Below are 15673 nucleotides of genomic sequence, written 5' to 3'. Positions count from 1 at the left end.
CGACTCACGATCGCGGCCCGTGATTCACGAACGCGCGGAGACCGGACGCATCGTGCAGGTTTCCAACCGGGTGGCATTGCCCGGTGAAACCCAGACCGGCGGCCTGGCGGTGGCGCTGGCGGCGGCGATGGATGGCGCTCCGGCGCTGTGGCTGGGCTGGAGCGGCCGCATGGCCAGCGATGCGCGCCTGCCGCTGGAGACGCTGCATTCGGGGCGGATCGAATACGCGTTGCTGGATCTGCCGGCGGACGATTTCGACGGGTATTACCACGGCTTCGCCAACCGCGTGCTGTGGCCGTTGTTCCATTACCGCATCGACCTGGTCGATTACCACCGCGAGCACCACGAGGCCTGGCTGCGGGTGAACCGGTACTTCGCCGAAGCGCTGGCCCGCCGGCTGCGCGCGGACGACACCGTCTGGGTGCACGACTACCACCTGATTCCGCTGGCGCGCTGCCTGCGCGAACTTGGCGTGAGCAACCGGATCGGGTTCTTCCTGCACATCCCGATGCCGCCGCCCGACGTGCTGCGTGCCCTGCCCGTCCATCGCGATCTGCTGGAAGCGCTGGCCTGCCACGACCTGACCGGATTCCAGACCCGCGCCGATCTCGACAACTATCAGCATGCCTTGCGCCAGCACGGCATCACCCGCCACGGACGCAGCGGCGCGTTCCCGATCGGCATCGATGTCGAGGCGATCGCCGCGCAGGCGCGCAGCGCCGAGGCGGAGCGGGCCGAACACGACCTGCGGGCGAGCCTGTCGGGTCGCCGGCTCGCGATCGGCGTGGATCGGCTGGATTACTCCAAGGGCCTGCCGGAACGCTTCCGTTCCTTCGAGCGCCACCTGGAAAGCGGCGCGGCGTCCGCCGGCCAGTTGACCTACCTGCAGATCGCGCCGCCCAGCCGCATCCAGGTTCCCGAATACCAGGACGTGCGCCGCGAACTCGAAGGCCTGGCCGGGCATATCAACGGCCGCCACGCCAAGCCGGACTGGACGCCGATCCGCTACGTCAACGACAGCTTTCCGCAGCCGGTGCTGGCGGGCTTCCACCGGGCCGCGGCGATCGGCCTGATCACGCCGCTGCGCGACGGCATGAACCTGGTCGCCAAGGAGTACCTGGCCGCGCAATCGCCCGCGGATCCCGGGGTGCTGGTGCTGTCGCGTTTCGCCGGCGCCGCCGAGGAACTGGTCGAAGCGCTGATCGTCAATCCGCATGACCCCGACGCGGTGGCCGAGGCCATCGACCTCGCCGCGGGCATGCCGCTGCGCGAGCGCCAGGAACGCTGGCGGGCGCTGATGGCGCGGCTGCGCGGCAACGACGTGGGCCATTGGGCGCGCCGCTTCCTCGAAACCCTGCGTGCCGAACCACGGCTCCGTGGCGGAGGCGCCATGACCACCGCGCTTGCCGGACCGCGTTCCGGGGCGCTCACCGGAGATTCGCTACGATGAGAATTGCGCAGATTTCGCCCTTGCTCGAAGCGGTGCCCCCGCGCCTGTACGGCGGCACCGAACGGGTGGTGTCCTACCTGACCGAAGCGCTGGTGGCCGCCGGCCACGAGGTGACCCTGTTCGCCTCCGGCGATTCGCGCACCTCGGCCACGCTCGTGCCCGGCCGCGACCGCGCGATCCGGCTGGACGATTCGCCGCTGAAGTCGCCGGTGGCCGCGCACCTGGCGATGCTCGCCGACGTGGCGCGGCGCGCGCCGGAATTCGACATCCTGCATTTCCATATCGACCTGTTGCCGTTCCCGCTGTTCGAGCCGTTCGCGGCGCGCACGCTCAGCACGCTGCACGGCCGCCAGGACAAGAAGGATCTGCCGGCCTACTACCGGCGCTGGCCGGAATTCCCGCTGGTGTCGATCTCCGAAAGCCAGCGCAAACCGATTCCGTGGGCCAACTGGCTGGGCACGGTCTACCACGGCCTGCCGGAGGATCTGTACGCGCCGTCGCCGGCCCCGCGCGGGGACTACCTCGCCTTCCTGGGCCGGGTGTCGCGCGAAAAGCGGCTGGATCGGGCGATCGCCATCGCCCGCCGGGTCGGCCTGCCGCTGCGCATCGCGGCCAAGGTGGACACCCACGATCGCGTGTACTTCCGCGAAACCATCCGTCCGCTGCTGGATCAGGACGGGGTCGAATTCATCGGCGAGATCAACGACAGCGAGAAGCCGGCGTTCCTGGGCAACGCGCGTGCGCTGCTGTTCCCGATCGACTGGCCGGAGCCGTTCGGGCTGGTGATGATCGAGGCGATGGCCTGCGGCACCCCGGTCATCGGATGGCGTTGCGGCTCGGTCCCGGAAGTGGTGGACGAAGGCGTCACCGGCCATATCGTCGACTCGATCGCCGCCGCAGCCACCGCGGTGGAACAGGTGGATCGCCTGTCGCGCGCGGGGATCCGGGAAACCTTCGAGCGACGCTTCTCGGCGACCGCGATGGCCAACGACTACATCGCGCTGTACCAGTCCCTGCTCGCGCGTCCGGATCTGCGCATGGCCAAGGGTTGAACGATGGATTCCGCCGCCGACGCCGCCCTGTACACCCGCTATGTACTGAAGGACGGCGACAGTTTCCTGGTCGCCAACAGCTACGGCGACATCGCCGGCCCGGCCGAAGGCCTCTTCATCAGCGACACGCGGGTGCTGTCGGGCTACCACCTGCGGCTCGGCGACGAGGCGCCGACCCTGCTCAGCGCGGCGGTGACCCAGGACAACGTGCTGTTCGTCGCCCATCTCACCAACCGGGCGCTGTCGCCGCTGGACGAGGCCGGCACGCCGCAGGGCCTGATCCACATCAGCCGCAACCGTTTCCTGTGCCAGGAGCGGATGTACGAGCGCATCAGCTGCGTCAACTACGGCGAGCAGCGGGTCACCCTGCCGCTGCGCTTCCGCCTGGCGGCGGACTTCTGGGACATGTTCGAGGTGCGCGGCAGCCGTCGTCCGGCGCGCGGGCGCCTGATGGAACCGGAGCCCGGCGAGATCGGCTACGGCTTCCGCTACCTCGGCCTGGACGACGTGGAGCGCACCGCCTACATCCGTTTCTCGCTGCCGCCGCGATTCTCCGACGCCGGCGAACTGGAGTTTCCGCTGACGCTGGAACCGGACGAAGTCCGCGAGTTCTACATCGAGGCGGGCGCGGATGCCGGGGAACCGCCCTCGCGCGAACGCTATCGCTACCAGGCCGCCCTCGCCCGCCGGCGCATGCGCTCGCGCCAGCGCCGGGGCGCGCGCATCGTCAGCAGCGGGCCGCTGTTCGATCAATGGATGCGCCAGTCGCGTTCGGACCTGGCCCTGCTGACCAGCGATCTGGACACCGGCCCCTATCCGTACGCCGGCATTCCCTGGTTCTCCACGCCGTTCGGGCGCGACGCGGTCATCACCGCGCTGCAGACGCTGTGGGTGGATCCGGGGCTGGCGTGCGGCGTGCTGCGTTTCCTCGCCGCGCACCAGGCCAAGGAGGATGCGCCGTTCCTGGACGCGTCGCCGGGCAAAATCATGCACGAGACCCGCAAGGGCGAAATGTCCAGCCTGCGCGAGCTGCCGTTCGGGCTGTATTACGGCGGCGTCGACACCACGCCGCTGTTCGTGATGCTCGCGCACGCCTATTGGCGCCGCACCGGCGACGACGCGTTCGTGCGCGGACTGTGGCCGTCGCTGACCGCCGCCATCGGCTGGGTGGAACGGGTCTGCGACGGCAATCCGCTCGGCCTGCTGGACTATGCGCGCGGCGAACGCAGCGGCCTGAGCAACCAGGGCTGGAAGGACAGCGGCGACTCGGTCTTCCACGCCGATGGGCGGCTGGCGCCGGGGCCGATCGCGCTGGTCGAAGTGCAAGGCTATGCCTACGCGGCGCTGCGCGGGATGGCGGCGCTGGCGTCCATCGCCGGTGACGACGAGCCGCGCGCGCACGCCTGGGCGGCGCGCGCCGAACGCCTGCGGCGGACGGTGGAGGAACGGTTCTGGGACGAGGAACTGAAGTTCTACGGCCTGGCGATGGATGGCGAAGGACAACTGTGCCGCGTGCGCACCAGCAATCCCGGCCACCTGCTCTACACCGGCCTGGCGGCGCCGGAACGCGCCGCCGGCGTCGCCGCGCAGTTGCTGTCGTCCTCGTTCTTCACCGGCTGGGGCGTGCGCACCGTCGCCCGCGGCGAGGCGCGCTACAACCCCATTTCCTACCACAACGGCTCGGTGTGGCCGCACGACAACGCGATCTGCGCCAGCGGCATCGCCCGCGCCGGTTTCCGCGGCGGCGCGCCGCGCCTGCTGCGGGGCGCGTTCGAGGCGGCGGTGCATTTCGACATGCGCCTGCCCGAACTCTTCTGCGGCTTCTCGCGCACCCAGGGCGCGCCGCCGGTGGCCTATCCGGTGGCGTGCCTGCCGCAGGCGTGGGCCGCCGGCTCGGCGCTGATGCTGCTGCAGGCGTGCCTGGGCATCGAGATCGATGGCCGTCGGGACATCGTGGAGATCAACCAGCCCGAACTGCCGCCGGGCATCGAGGATGTCACGGTCAGCGATCTCCGCCTGGGCGAACGCCGCTTCGACCTGGCGTTCCGCAAGGTCGGCGAACGCATCAGCGTGTTCGCCGAGGGCGAAGGCGCGCCCGGCCTGGCCGTCAGCATCCGCCAGTGACCGTCAGGCCAGCGGCACCCCCGCCGCGGGCAGCCGGCGCAGCAGTTCGTACAACAGCGCGCCGCGCACCGCCGCTACCCGCCGCGGTCCCTCCACATAGACCGACAGATTGAAGAAGATCTTGTTGTCCTTCACCTCCTCCACCAGCACCAGCGGCTCCGGCCGCGGCAGCACGTCCGGATTGGCCTCGATCACCGCGCGCGCGACGGTGACCGCCTTCTCGACGTCGGTGGTGGCCGCCGGCAACGGCAGCAGGATTTTCACCAGCCCTTCGGCGCGGGTCAGCGTGCGGTTGCGCACCACCTTGGTGATCAGCTCCGAATTGGGCACCAGCACGGTGGTGCGGTCGGCCATGGTGATCTCGGTCGCGCGCACGTTGATGCGGCGCACGTCGCCCTCCGCGTCGCCGACCACCACCCAGTCGCCCACCCTGACCGGGCGCTCGGCCAGCAGGATCAGGCCGGAGATGAAGTTCTGCACGATCGCCTGCAGGCCGAAACCGATGCCCACGGTCGCCGCGCTGGCGATCCAGGTGATCTTGTCCAGGCCCACGCCCATCGCCGCCAGCGCCATCGACAGCGCGATCACCACGCCAGCGTAGCGGATCACCGACGCCAGCGAGGCGCGCATGCCCGGATCCAGCCGCGTGGTCGGCAGGTAGCGGCCATCGAACCAGTGTCCGAACAGGCGCGCGCCCAGCATCACCGCAACGAACACCAGCAGCGCCCGCAGGAGATCGCCCGCACCCAGCCGCAGCTGGCCGATCGCGATCACCGCCGAGCCCGGATGCAGGCGGCCGAACAGCTCCGACGGCCCCAGACCGTAGGGCGCCGCCAGCAGCACCAGCGCGCCCAGCAACAGCAGCAGCCGCACCGCGCCGAACACCAGCGCGCCGAACTGGTCGACCTTGCGCGGCTCCAGTCCCAGCCGCCACGCCAACACCCGGCCGGCGCGACCGTTTCCGCCCAGATACGCGTCGATGACATCGCCACTGGCGACCGCGAGCAGATAGACGAACACCAGCACCACGCCGCCCCACAGGGTCTGCCTGATCAGGAACGCGCCGGCCGCGTAATAGCCCGCCAGGGTCGCGGCCAGGCTGCCGAGGATGAGCAGCCAGCCGAGCAGGATCACCGCGCGCAGCAGAACCCGCTGGCGTCCCTGTGGCGCGGCCGCCGGATCGCCGCGCAGCGCCAGCCCCAACCGCGACCACACGCTCGCCAGCACCGCCGACAGGAACACCGTGACGAACGCGCCGCCGAGCTGCGCCGCCTGGCTGCCGGCCGGCAACCAGCGCGCCAGCAGGATGTCCGTCCAGGTCGCCAGCGCGACCGCTCCCGCGAGCAGCCACGGGACATGCCGCATGCGCGCGGCCACGTCGTCGGGAATATCCGGCAGGCGCAGGCCCGCGTCTCCGCAGGACAGCACGTTGCGGCCCAGGCTGAGCATGAACACCGCGAACACGCAGACGCCGGTCAGGGGTCCCAGCAGTCCCGGCAGCGGCGAATCCGCCGGCGCGCCCCAGGCGAGGATCTGCAGCAGCCCGGTCACCGCCACCGCGCTGAGCGCCGTCGCCGCCAACACCCGCAGCAATGCGGTCAGCGAACGCCGGACGCGGCCTTCCGGCAGTCGCGGCGACAGCCTGGCCAGCAGTCGCGGAACCGCCCACAGCGCGACCGCCCACAGCGGCAGCAGCGACAGCGCGAGCACGCCGACAAGTCCATCGGTCTGGCCGCGCAGATCGCGCCATGCGGCGGCGACATCGCGTTCGACCGCCGGCGCCGCCCACGCCCAGTCGCGCACCGCGCCGCGCCACATGCGACGGCTGTACATCGGCGCGCTGTCGCGCTCGCCCACTTGCTCCAGCACCTCGCGCGCGGTGGCCTGCACGGAAGGCGACGATGGCGCGGACTCCGGAAGCGCCGCCGGCGAACGGGCGGAGACCGTCGGGGCGCCGGCCATGAGCAGCATCAAGGCCGCCAGCGCGGCGCCGCGCCATCGGCGGACGAAGCGGGCGGAACACCGGATGCGGGAAGGCGTGGACGTGGTTGTCGGGGATGCGGTGAAGGCGCGCATGGTCGACCGGAGTTGGAGGATTTCGACCCTAACCGAGCCCGCGGACCCGCCATGTGAAAAGCGCGCGGCGATCTCCCGCCGCCATTGCACGCCGTCTTCGCGCCGGGAACACGATGATGGTCACCGCGATCCGGAGCAGATGCCATGTCGAATGACACCATCCCGGCCTTCGTGATGGTGGAGGACACCGTCATCGCCGAAGCGTTCACCGCCAGCGACCGCCCGGGCCGCTGGACCTCCGGCCGCCTGCCGGTGATTTACGCCGCGCGCTCGGCCGCGGCGGCGATGCTGGAGCACCGCGCGCACCTGGAAAGCACGCCGATCAACGATCTGAAGCTGATCGAAGCGCGGTTCCCCGTCGATTCGCTGCATGTCATCGAAGTCGGCGAGGACCTGCCGTGGCGCGAGCGTCCCTATCGCCCGGAAGTCCAGGCGCTGGGTGACGCCTGGCTGGCGGCCGGAAACACGCTGCTCGCGCAGGTGCCCAGCGCGCTGTGTCCGTGCGAACACAACCTGCTGATCAATCCGCGCCATCCCCTGTTCGCGCGGGCCAGCTACCTGCCGGCGCACCATTTCAGGATGGATCAGCGCCTCGCCTGATCGCCTTCACGGCGCCGCGACACGACAACAAGCGCGATCAGCGGTCACCTTCATGAACATCAACATCGCATGCACGCGCGCGGCGCATGTGGCCGCGCCCGCTTCGCGTTGCCCTAACAGCCATTCCGCGATGCTCGGCATCTGACGATCCACGAGAGTGAACATGGCGAATCCATGCTTTGCCATCGTCGACGATGACACCGAGTTCGCGTCGATGACCCTGGACCTGGCCCGGCGCCGCGGCTTCACCGCGCATGCCTTCCATGGCGTCGCCGACGCCGCGTCCTGGCTGGCCCATCATGATCCCGATCTGACTCTGCTCGACATGAACCTGCCGGACGGCACGGGTTTCGACGTGCTCGACCGCATTCCCGTGCAGCATCAGGGCCAGATCGTGTTCGTCAGCGGCAGCAGCGACATCGATCACGCGCGTCGCGCGGTGGCGTCCAGCGCCTCGGCCTATCTGGCCAAGCCGCTGCCGCCCGTCCGCCTGATGGGACTGCTCGACGACGTGCGCCAATCCCACCACGCGCGCGAGGCGGCGCGGCGCGAGGACGGCGCCGATGGCCTGCTCGGCGAGACCGCGGCCATGCACGCGCTGCGCCACGAAATCGCCCGCGCCGCGCCGCACGACGTCAGCGTGCTGCTGTTCGGCGAGACCGGCAGCGGCAAGGAACTGGCCGCGCGCGCCCTGCATGCGCAGAGCGGCCGCGGCGGCCGTTTCGTCGCGGTCAATTGCGGCGCCCTGCCCGCCGAGTTGCTGGCCAGCGAACTGTTCGGCCACGAACGCGGCAGTTTCACCGGCGCGGCCAACCGGCATCTGGGCTTTTTCGAGCAGGCCCAGGGCGGCACGCTGTTCCTCGACGAGATCGGCGACATGCCGCCGGCCCTGCAGGTGTATCTGCTGCGCACGCTGGAGACCGGCGTGGTCCAGCGCATCGGCGGCCAGGGCGAGGTGCCGATCGATGTGCGGGTGATCGCCGCCACCCACCGCTTCTCCGGCAACGGCTGCGCCGATCTGCGCCCCGATCTCTACTTCCGCCTGGCGCGCTATCCGATCGAAGTGCCGCCTCTGCGCGCGCGCCGGGCCGACATCCCGTTGCTGGTCAACGCCTTCATCGACCGGCTCAACCAGCGCAGCGGCCAGGCCAAGCGGCTGGAGGAGCGCTGCCTGCCGGCGCTGATGGCGCACGCCTGGCCCGGCAACGTGCGCGAGCTGGCCAGCGCGGTGGAACTGGCCTACCTGCGCAGCCAGGACGACGGCGTGCGTCCCCTGCCGATGGCGTCCTCCCGGACCGGCCTCGCGGGCGACGACGATCCGGCCGGCGTGCGTTTTCAGGTCGGCATGACCTTCGCCCAGGTGGAGTCGGAAATGCTGCGCAAGACCCTGGCGTTCCATGGCGGCGACAAGACCGCCACCGCCCGCAGCCTCGGCATCAGCGTGCGCACCGTGCACAACCATCTTGCCCGGAAGCGCGACCATGTCTGACTGGCAGCATGAACTGCGCAACGAACTCAACCTGATCCTGTACGCCAACTCCGTCGTGCGCCAGGCGCTCGCGGATGGACAGGCCGAGGATGCGCGCGCGGGACTGGATCGCATCGACGCGGCGGTCGTCCAGTGCGGCGCGCTGCTGGATCGCGCGGGGGCGAATGCGTCGCCGCGCGCGGCGCGCGCCATCCCCGAGAGTTAGGCGGCGCCGCGTTCCGCGCGTTCGCGGGGGTCATTCAATGCGGACGTCGCGCGGACATGCCGGCGTCCTCCGGCTCGGATCCGGCGGCTTCCTCGCCGTCCTTGTCCCCGCTCTGCGCCTGCTGCCGGCGGTTGGCGCCGCGCGCCTCGCCGCCGCGCGCGCCGATCCGCGCCATGTGCGTGCGGTCCTGGCTCACCACTTCACCGCCCTTGCGGCCCGCCTCGCGCGCTTCCTCGGAATCGAATTGATGGGCGTTTCCGCTCCGGTGGGCGGCGCGTCCGCCCTTGCGCGCGATCTCGCGCTGGCGCTCCGGATCCATCGCGGCGAAACCGCGTGGTTCACGGCGGCCGGGAGACGGACCGCGGGGGGAGGATGAAGAAGAAGCGTTCATGGCGTTTGCGTTCATCGCGGAGGGGCTCAATGACAACGGGGAACGGGACATGGGGTCGCCTTCTGTTGGAAAGGAAATGGCGCGCGGCGACCACGCCGCGGCCACAGCGTGCTCCGCAATGTCCGTGCCAACGGCGGAGCCCGCGCAGGGAGCGCTCCGGCGACGACCAGGGCGGAACAAGCTGCACGCCGTGAAATTTGTGCGTCAGGGTGGCGGCGCTCCGCCACGCTCGCGCTGGCCGCGATCGCGGATGCAGTCCGCCAGCTCGTCACCGACCTTGCCGTCGCAGTCCGTCGCCGCGGGCGGTGGCTGGGTCAACTGCACCGGCGCGTCGCGCGTCGCCGCCTTGTCGTCGCCCCCGGGGTCCACCGCCTCGCCCGGTGGCGTGCCGCTGCCGGTGCTGGAGGCGGGCACGTCGGCATCGTCGCGGCGGTCGCACGCCGCCAGGGCCAGCAACAGGCAGGCCAGCAGGCTCCATCGTTTCATCTCGCACCTCGTTTTCGCGTTGGCTCGCGTAGATCCGCGCAAGGCGCGTGCCAGTCGGCGCGCGCACAAACTTCGCGGCGGGGCAAAAGCTGCCTGCGTCGCCGGACGCGGGCGCGCGATGGGCGCGCACGCGCGCGCCCGCCGATGGCATGGCGTTTGCGTGATGGATGCGAAGGAGTCCGTCCAGAGCGCCATCGGCGTGGCGCGGCTCCGAATCCGCACAGGAGCAGGCAGATGGAAGACAACAGGCAAGTGGGCACCGAACTGAAGGCCGCGATAGGCGAACTGCGGCAACTGGCGACGCAGCTGGCGGACGCCAGCCGCGAATGGTGGCAGAACCGGAGACAGGACATGAACCAGTACAACCGGCAATACGGGCGGCAACAGGACGAACGGCATCCGCGGGACGAGCGCGACGCGCGCGGTTATGGCGAGGGTTACGCCACCGCCGGTGTGCAGCCCCGTCCGCGCCCGCGCGATTGGGAGGAAGGCCGATTCGGCGAGGACGAGTACGAACGCTGGGGCCGCGGACGCGAGACCGACGAGGACGTTCGCAGCCAGTACGACGGAGGACGCGGTGGACGCGGCGGCGGACGCGATAGGCACGGCGCCGGCCAGGGCCGTTCGGGCTTCAGCGACTACGGCGCCACCGGCCAGCGCGAATACGGGCGCGGGTTCGACGACAGCGATTTCACCGGCGGCTATCGCCAGGGCGACACCGAAAGCGGCTACTACGCCAATCGCGGCGAGTACAGCCAGGGCTATGGACGCGAGCGCGATCCCGGGCGGGTCTATGGACCGGAAGACTTCAGCCAGCGCTATGCGCAGGGCGACGTGTTCGCGGGCGGCGGTTACGGGCGCGGCGGGCGCCATGCGCGCGGCGCCGGCCTGGGTGACGACGGCCGCTACGGTGGCATGGGGCGCGGGCGGTCGTCATGGCGCGACGACCGCCAGGCCGGCGGCGCCGCCGGATTCGGCGAGTCCAATCAGGGCTTCCGTGGTCGTGGACCGCGTGGCTATACCCGCTCGGACGAACGCATCACCGAGGATCTCAACGAACGCTTCACCGACGATCCGTACCTGGATGCGGACGACGTGCAGGTCAGCGTGAGTGGCGGCGTCGCGACCCTGACCGGAACCGTGGAGCATCGCTGGATGAAGCATCGCGCCGAGGACATCGCCGATGCCTGCAGCGGCGTGAAGGATGTGCGCAACGAGATCCGGGTATCGCCCGCGCTCGGACGGATGCCGGACACGGGGCTGGAAACCCCGTCCGCCACCGGCGAGTCCGCCGGCCGGCGCAGCGGCGCGACGACCCAGCGTTCCAGCACCGGCGGCAACCCCTCGCCGACCGCAGGCAGCACCCACTGACCGCCCGCGCCGGGCGGCACGACAGGCACGGCCGTCCATCCGGGCGGCCGTGCGGAGGCATCCGGCATGAAGCACCGTACTTCGATGATCGCGTGGCTGGCGCTGGTGGCCGGCGCGGTCATGCTGCTGCGCCACCTGCCCCCGCGGCGCAACGACGACGGGGACGACACGCCCGCGGATTTCGACGATGACGCCTTCCTCGAGGCCGCGCTGGCGCTGGGCCTGCGCGAACGACGCCTCGCCGCCGGCATCCTCGAACACGCCGGCGACGAATCGCTGCGCGCCCTGGCGCGCATGATCCTGGCCCAGCACCAGAACGCGGATGGGGTGTGGGCCGGCCATGACACGGCCGGCGCGGGCGATGACGCGTCCACCCGGCTGCCGGGTTTCGATCCGGACGAATACGAGCGCCAAGCCGCGCTGGCGCTGCAATCGGTGCTGGACGAGGCGTGGCCGTTGTTCGACCAGGCGTCGCAGCGCTGCGCCCGCGACGATCTGCGCGACTGGGCCCTGCGCATGCTCGCCTGGCTGGAGGAGTCCGAACAGATCCTCGCGCCCATCCTGGAACAGTTGCCCCCCGAGCCGCCGGGCCGTCCGCAACCCAGTCCCGAGGGCGTCTATTGAGCGACGCAAACCGCCGGGCCCGCACCGCGTGCGGCCCGTTCCTTTTCCCAACCGACGGGAGATGTCCCATGGCCCGCTGCGACGTCTGTGGCAACGAGTACGACAAGAGTTTCACCCTCACCCAGCAGGGACGCACCGGCACCTTCGATGCGTTCGAATGCGCCATCCACGCCTTCGCGCCGCGCTGCGCGCATTGCGGCTGCATGGTCATCGGCCACGGGGTGGAAAGCGAAGGCACCATCTACTGCTGCGCGCACTGCGCCAAGCAGTCGGGTGAAAGCGGCCTGCGCGATCGCGCCTGAGCCGGCGCGGCCAGCCGGCTATCCGTATGGCCCGCCCATCACCGGCAACACCGCGCCGTTGATGTACGAGGCGGTGATCGGCGAGGCCAGGAACACATAGGCCGGCGACAGTTCCTCCGGCTGCGCCGGTCGTCCCATGTCGCTGTCCTTGCCGAACGTGGCCACCTTGTCCGCTTCCCGATCCGCCGGATTCAACGGCGTCCAGACCGGTCCCGGCGCCACCGCGTTGACCCGGATGCCGCGCGGCAACAGGTTGCTGGCCAGCGATTTGGTGAACGCATGGATGGCGCCCTTGGTCGCGGCGTAGTCGAGCAGTTCCTTGCTGCCGAACAATCCGGTTTCCGAACCGCTGTTGATGATGCAGGCGCCTTCCCGCAGGTGCGGCAACGCCGCGCGGGTCATGTTGAAGTAGCCGCCGATGTTGGTCTGCAGGGTTTCGGCCAGCTGCGCGTCGCTGATGTCTTCCAGCCGCTTGACGTGCTGCTGGAAGGCGGCGTTGTTGACCAGGATGTCGAGCCCGCCGAACACCTCCAGCGTGCGCGCCACCGCCTGCGCGCAGAACGCCGGATCGCGCACGTCGCCGCTGATCAACAGGCAGCGCCGTCCTTCGGCCTCGACGTGGCGCGCGGTCTCGCGCGCATCCTCGTGCTCGTCCAGGTAGACGATGGCCACGTCCGCGCCTTCCCGCGCGAACAGCACGGCCACCGCCCGGCCGATGCCGGAGTCGCCGCCGGTGATGAGGGCGCGGCGATCCTGCAGCTTGCCGCTGCCGCGGTAATCGCGGGCGAGGAAACGCGGCGGCACGTCCAGCTCGGATTCGTTGCCCGGCTTGGCCAGGTGCTGGCGGCTCAGCGGTGGCTCGGGCTGTCGCCGGCTGCCCGCCTGCACCGGTTTCTTCCCGGGCGAAGGCGCGCGCGCGTTCTTCTCCATCGCCTCCTCCTGCAGCCGACGCTGGCGTTGCGCGGTGGAGGCGGCCTTCGCGGACGACGAAGCGGAAACACCGCGACTCCTTTTCGTGTCTTTCGTACCGGCGTCTTTCGCGACGGAGGATTTCCTGATGGCGGATTTCTTGACGGAAGACTTCTTGGCGCTGCCTTTCATGTTCACTCCCGGTTACGCCAGCGCAGGGTCGAACGCGGCGTTTCTGCTGAACAAGCACGTTAGGGAGCGGCTCGTGAGCGCCGCGCCAAGGCGCGCTCTTCACGTGCTCTCCACTTCGCCGGAAATTTTTTCCGGCGGATGGAAACGCCTGCGTCCCTGCTTGCGCGATGCACGATCCAGGGTGTTGTTTCCAGTCAGTTTCCGATGGCATGTGATCTGCTATGTAACCGCATCCCCCAAGCAAACAGGATGCATGCCATGACCAAAGCCGTGCCGATGAAGCTTCCTTCGGACTTCACCTGGGTGGAAGCCACCTCCGACGACGCATGGAGCGGCGCGCGCCTGTTGCTCGATGGCTGCAGCGTGCTGGAGATACATCCGTTGCGCGATGGCTGGCTGGTGAGCGTGCAGTTGCACGACCCGCTCAATCCCCAGGCCAACGTCGCGGTGCGTTCGGTGGCGGCCGGCATGCGCTGGTCGGCGCGCTGGGCGCGCAGCCGGATTGCGCGCCTGCGGGTGTTGGCGGCGGCCGAACGCCGGCGCGCGCCCGTGCCGGTCGCGCCCATGGCGCCGCTGCCGCGTCCGCATCGCGAAGCGCCGGCGGTCGCCGTTCCGCAGGCCAGCCGGCACGCGGTGCATGAACTGGCCGACGCCTGAGCCGCGCCCGCGGCCGGCGCGCTGAGTCCATGCCGCGCGCCATCGCGCCGCCCCGGGTGCCGCTGGCCAAGCCGGTGGAGGCCGTTCCGGCCGGCACGCTGCGCCAGTTGCGCCTGCGCGCGGCGGATTGCCGGGCATGCCCGTTGTGGCGGGACGCGACGCAGACGGTCTTCGGCGCCGGTCCCGCGCGGGCCGCGGTCATGCTCATCGGCGAACAGCCCGGCGATCAGGAAGATCGCCAGGGCGAGCCGTTCGTGGGGCCGGCCGGGCAGCTGCTGCGCCAGCTGCTCGCGGAATGCGGGCTGGCCGCAGACGAGGTTTACCTGACCAACACGGTGAAGCACTTCAAGTTCCGCCAACGCGGCAAGCGACGCCTGCACCAGCGCGCCAACGCCGCCGAACAGGCGGCGTGCCGGCCATGGCTGGCCGCCGAGCTGTCGCGCCTGCGTCCGCGCTGGGTGGTCGCACTGGGCGCGATGGCCGCGCAGACGCTGTTCGGCAACGCCTTCCGCCTGACCCGTGAACGCGGCCGCTGGCGCGCGCTCGACGAGCGCACCGACGCCATCGCCAGTTGGCATCCCTCCGCCATCCTGCGCATGCAGGGCGAGCCGCGCGAACAGGCCCTGCGCGACCTGCGCGGCGATCTGCGCAAGGTCGCCGCGCGGGTGGCCGGCGACGTTCCTCCAACCGCATCCGGAGATGCCCCATGAAGCGCAAACCCGCCCCCGCCCCCGCGCGGCAATCCGCAGGGCGACCAGCAGAAAGCCCATACCCCCGATCGCCTGCGCAACGACGATGCGCGCTGGAAGGACCACGACCAGCCGGACGTGCCACGCGGCACCGGTCGCCGCGATCCCGAACGCGATTACCCGGATCCGCTCGGCACCGGCGATCGCAACCGGCGCTGAATCCGATCGCGGGACGTCGCCGGGTTCACGCCGGTACCACCGGCGCGGTTCCACACTGGCCTGGTCCTCCCACTGGAGACCGCCATGAACCGCGACCGCAAGGATCCCCCCGCACCGGAAGAAAACCGCGACGCGCCCGAAACACCGCACGAGGAACGCAGGCGCAAGCATCACGAAAGCGAGAACCAGGACGAGGCGCTGGAGGAAACCTTCCCGGCCAGCGATCCGGTATCGCCGTTCGTCCCGGCCAAGGCGCCGGATTGACCCGTTCAACCACTTCAACCACGAACGTCGCGATACCAGCGCGCCACCGCCGCCGGCATCCGCGTCTCCACCTCCAGCGCGAACGCGGCCTGTTCGTCGCAGGCATCGCGCAGCGAAGGCGCGAGCGGATGCAGCGAGGGATCGATGCCGCTTTCAAGCATGGATTGCCAGAGCGCATCGGCCCAGCCGTAGAGGGAATCGCTGCCGCGCGCCAGCGCCTGGCCCAGCCAGGGCCGGGCCGGATGCAGCGCGAACCCCTGCCCGGCCATCGCATCCATGTAGTCCAGCACCGCCCCGTGCGCGCCACGGAACCATTCGCTGAACCCGCCGGCGGCGCGCACCGACAACAGCGGCGCCGGCGCGTTGTGCGGTTTCAGCGAACGCTTGAGCGCGGTCTCCCACGACTGCGCCTCGGCGATGGCGTCGGCCTGCAGCAGCCAGGCGCGATCCAGGTCGAAGAACTCGAACCAGCGCGGCGCCAGGCTGCGCGCACGCGCGAGCGGATCGCGGGAGATGCCCAGCTTGATCAGGTCCTCGCCCGCGCAGGGCAGCAGGTAAAGGAAGGCGGTCACC

The 15673-nt window shown here is 70.5% G+C and carries 18 protein-coding genes; 12 read left to right on the top strand and 6 right to left on the bottom strand.

Going from position 1 to position 15673, the window contains the following annotated elements; translation table 11 throughout:
• Nucleotides 1–22 precede the first annotated feature (22 nt).
• From ACTHN1_RS14905 to ACTHN1_RS14895, 3 genes are read left to right on the top strand one after another with little or no spacing between them, the layout of a single operon-like run.
• Nucleotides 23–1450, top strand: a complete 1428-nt coding sequence (locus ACTHN1_RS14905) for an alpha,alpha-trehalose-phosphate synthase (UDP-forming) (RefSeq protein WP_440471749.1) — start codon at nt 23–25, stop codon at nt 1448–1450.
• Nucleotides 1447–2502, top strand: a complete 1056-nt coding sequence (locus ACTHN1_RS14900; RefSeq protein ID WP_440471717.1) for a glycosyltransferase family 4 protein — start codon at nt 1447–1449, stop codon at nt 2500–2502. Before ACTHN1_RS14905 ends, ACTHN1_RS14900 begins: the two co-directional genes overlap by 4 nt.
• 3 nt (nt 2503–2505) lie before the next feature.
• Complete coding sequence (locus ACTHN1_RS14895) at nt 2506–4626, top strand: amylo-alpha-1,6-glucosidase (RefSeq protein ID WP_440471716.1); 2121 nt, start codon at nt 2506–2508, stop codon at nt 4624–4626.
• A gap of 3 nt (nt 4627–4629) precedes the next feature.
• On the opposite strand, the gene ACTHN1_RS14890 is transcribed toward ACTHN1_RS14895, so the two are convergent.
• A complete protein-coding gene (locus ACTHN1_RS14890) occupies nt 4630–6597 on the bottom strand; it encodes a mechanosensitive ion channel family protein (protein ID WP_440471715.1) in 1968 nt (655 codons plus the stop codon).
• A 249-nt stretch (nt 6598–6846) separates the two neighbouring features.
• Here ACTHN1_RS14890 and ACTHN1_RS14885 point away from each other — a divergent pair, with 249 nt between their 5' ends.
• On the top strand, nt 6847–7302 hold the full coding sequence (locus ACTHN1_RS14885; protein ID WP_440471714.1) for an RES family NAD+ phosphorylase: 456 nt from the start codon (nt 6847–6849) through the stop codon (nt 7300–7302).
• 6 nt (nt 7303–7308) lie between these two features.
• Here the strand turns inward: ACTHN1_RS14885 and ACTHN1_RS14880 are convergent, their stop codons facing one another.
• Entirely contained in the window at nt 7309–7467 is a 159-nt protein-coding gene (locus ACTHN1_RS14880) for a hypothetical protein (RefSeq protein ID WP_440471713.1), read from the bottom strand.
• Between ACTHN1_RS14880 and ACTHN1_RS14875 the strand changes: the two genes are divergently transcribed.
• Nucleotides 7466–8791: a sigma-54-dependent transcriptional regulator gene (locus ACTHN1_RS14875; protein ID WP_440471712.1), complete on the top strand. Its 1326-nt coding sequence runs from the start codon at nt 7466–7468 to the stop codon at nt 8789–8791. The two genes, ACTHN1_RS14880 and ACTHN1_RS14875, sit on opposite strands and share 2 nt — an antisense overlap.
• A complete protein-coding gene (locus tag ACTHN1_RS14870; protein ID WP_440471711.1) occupies nt 8784–8996 on the top strand; it encodes a hypothetical protein in 213 nt (70 codons plus the stop codon). Before ACTHN1_RS14875 ends, ACTHN1_RS14870 begins: the two co-directional genes overlap by 8 nt.
• Before the next feature lie 34 nt (nt 8997–9030).
• Here ACTHN1_RS14870 and ACTHN1_RS14865 read toward each other — a convergent pair whose 3' ends face one another.
• Both ACTHN1_RS14865 and ACTHN1_RS14860 read right to left on the bottom strand, forming a co-directional pair.
• The gene (locus tag ACTHN1_RS14865; RefSeq protein WP_440471710.1) at nt 9031–9387 is read right to left on the bottom strand and encodes a KGG domain-containing protein; all 357 of its coding nucleotides are present in this window, start codon (nt 9385–9387) and stop codon (nt 9031–9033) included.
• A 204-nt stretch (nt 9388–9591) separates the two neighbouring features.
• Complete coding sequence (locus ACTHN1_RS14860; RefSeq protein ID WP_440471709.1) at nt 9592–9873, bottom strand: hypothetical protein; 282 nt, start codon at nt 9871–9873, stop codon at nt 9592–9594.
• 234 nt (nt 9874–10107) lie between these two features.
• Between ACTHN1_RS14860 and ACTHN1_RS14855 the strand changes: the two genes are divergently transcribed.
• The 3 genes from ACTHN1_RS14855 (at nt 10108) to ACTHN1_RS14845 (ending at nt 12170) form a co-directional block, all read left to right on the top strand.
• On the top strand, nt 10108–11244 hold the full coding sequence (locus tag ACTHN1_RS14855; protein ID WP_440471708.1) for a BON domain-containing protein: 1137 nt from the start codon (nt 10108–10110) through the stop codon (nt 11242–11244).
• Between the two features lie 66 nt (nt 11245–11310).
• Nucleotides 11311–11868 carry a hypothetical protein gene (locus ACTHN1_RS14850; RefSeq protein WP_440471707.1) on the top strand — a complete coding sequence of 186 codons (558 nt, stop codon included), beginning with the start codon at nt 11311–11313 and terminating at the stop codon, nt 11866–11868.
• Between the two features lie 68 nt (nt 11869–11936).
• On the top strand, nt 11937–12170 hold the full coding sequence (locus ACTHN1_RS14845; protein ID WP_440471706.1) for a hypothetical protein: 234 nt from the start codon (nt 11937–11939) through the stop codon (nt 12168–12170).
• Nucleotides 12171–12188: 18 nt separating this feature from the next.
• Here ACTHN1_RS14845 and ACTHN1_RS14840 read toward each other — a convergent pair whose 3' ends face one another.
• On the bottom strand, nt 12189–13271 hold the full coding sequence (locus tag ACTHN1_RS14840) for an SDR family oxidoreductase (RefSeq protein WP_440471705.1): 1083 nt from the start codon (nt 13269–13271) through the stop codon (nt 12189–12191).
• Between the two features lie 258 nt (nt 13272–13529).
• Here ACTHN1_RS14840 and ACTHN1_RS14835 point away from each other — a divergent pair, with 258 nt between their 5' ends.
• From ACTHN1_RS14835 to ACTHN1_RS14825, 3 genes are all read left to right on the top strand, one after another.
• Nucleotides 13530–13928 (top strand): hypothetical protein, encoded by a 399-nt coding sequence (locus ACTHN1_RS14835; protein ID WP_440471704.1) that lies wholly within the window; start codon nt 13530–13532, stop codon nt 13926–13928.
• A 29-nt stretch (nt 13929–13957) separates the two neighbouring features.
• Nucleotides 13958–14638, top strand: a complete 681-nt coding sequence (locus tag ACTHN1_RS14830) for a UdgX family uracil-DNA binding protein (protein ID WP_440471703.1) — start codon at nt 13958–13960, stop codon at nt 14636–14638.
• 282 nt (nt 14639–14920) lie between these two features.
• Nucleotides 14921–15100 carry a hypothetical protein gene (locus ACTHN1_RS14825; protein ID WP_440471702.1) on the top strand — a complete coding sequence of 60 codons (180 nt, stop codon included), beginning with the start codon at nt 14921–14923 and terminating at the stop codon, nt 15098–15100.
• Nucleotides 15101–15114: 14 nt separating this feature from the next.
• Here ACTHN1_RS14825 and ACTHN1_RS14820 read toward each other — a convergent pair whose 3' ends face one another.
• Nucleotides 15115–15672: a GIY-YIG nuclease family protein gene (locus tag ACTHN1_RS14820; protein WP_440471701.1), complete on the bottom strand. Its 558-nt coding sequence runs from the start codon at nt 15670–15672 to the stop codon at nt 15115–15117.
• Nucleotide 15673: the final 1 nt, after the last annotated feature.

This window comes from Pseudoxanthomonas sp., assembly GCF_051953815.1.
GTDB lineage: Bacteria > Pseudomonadota > Gammaproteobacteria > Xanthomonadales > Xanthomonadaceae > Pseudoxanthomonas_A.
This window is presented reverse-complemented; position numbering and strand designations above follow the sequence as displayed.

Excerpts from the sequence above, each read along its gene's own strand:
- ACTHN1_RS14880 (WP_440471713.1), bottom strand. The coding sequence starts at position 7,467 with ATGTTCACTCTCGTGGATCGTCAGATGCCGAGCATCGCGGAATGGCTG.
- ACTHN1_RS14845 (WP_440471706.1), top strand. The coding sequence starts at position 11,937 with ATGGCCCGCTGCGACGTCTGTGGCAACGAGTACGACAAGAGTTTCACC.
- ACTHN1_RS14825 (WP_440471702.1), top strand. The coding sequence starts at position 14,921 with ATGAACCGCGACCGCAAGGATCCCCCCGCACCGGAAGAAAACCGCGAC.
- ACTHN1_RS14830 (WP_440471703.1), top strand. The coding sequence starts at position 13,958 with ATGCCGCGCGCCATCGCGCCGCCCCGGGTGCCGCTGGCCAAGCCGGTG.
- ACTHN1_RS14895 (WP_440471716.1), top strand. The coding sequence starts at position 2,506 with ATGGATTCCGCCGCCGACGCCGCCCTGTACACCCGCTATGTACTGAAG.
- ACTHN1_RS14885 (WP_440471714.1), top strand. The coding sequence starts at position 6,847 with ATGTCGAATGACACCATCCCGGCCTTCGTGATGGTGGAGGACACCGTC.
- ACTHN1_RS14865 (WP_440471710.1), bottom strand. The coding sequence starts at position 9,387 with ATGAACGCTTCTTCTTCATCCTCCCCCCGCGGTCCGTCTCCCGGCCGC.
- ACTHN1_RS14835 (WP_440471704.1), top strand. The coding sequence starts at position 13,530 with ATGACCAAAGCCGTGCCGATGAAGCTTCCTTCGGACTTCACCTGGGTG.
- ACTHN1_RS14875 (WP_440471712.1), top strand. The coding sequence starts at position 7,466 with ATGGCGAATCCATGCTTTGCCATCGTCGACGATGACACCGAGTTCGCG.
- ACTHN1_RS14860 (WP_440471709.1), bottom strand. The coding sequence starts at position 9,873 with ATGAAACGATGGAGCCTGCTGGCCTGCCTGTTGCTGGCCCTGGCGGCG.
- ACTHN1_RS14840 (WP_440471705.1), bottom strand. The coding sequence starts at position 13,271 with ATGAAAGGCAGCGCCAAGAAGTCTTCCGTCAAGAAATCCGCCATCAGG.
- ACTHN1_RS14890 (WP_440471715.1), bottom strand. The coding sequence starts at position 6,597 with ATGCTGCTCATGGCCGGCGCCCCGACGGTCTCCGCCCGTTCGCCGGCG.
- ACTHN1_RS14900 (WP_440471717.1), top strand. The coding sequence starts at position 1,447 with ATGAGAATTGCGCAGATTTCGCCCTTGCTCGAAGCGGTGCCCCCGCGC.
- ACTHN1_RS14855 (WP_440471708.1), top strand. The coding sequence starts at position 10,108 with ATGGAAGACAACAGGCAAGTGGGCACCGAACTGAAGGCCGCGATAGGC.
- ACTHN1_RS14870 (WP_440471711.1), top strand. The coding sequence starts at position 8,784 with ATGTCTGACTGGCAGCATGAACTGCGCAACGAACTCAACCTGATCCTG.
- ACTHN1_RS14850 (WP_440471707.1), top strand. The coding sequence starts at position 11,311 with ATGAAGCACCGTACTTCGATGATCGCGTGGCTGGCGCTGGTGGCCGGC.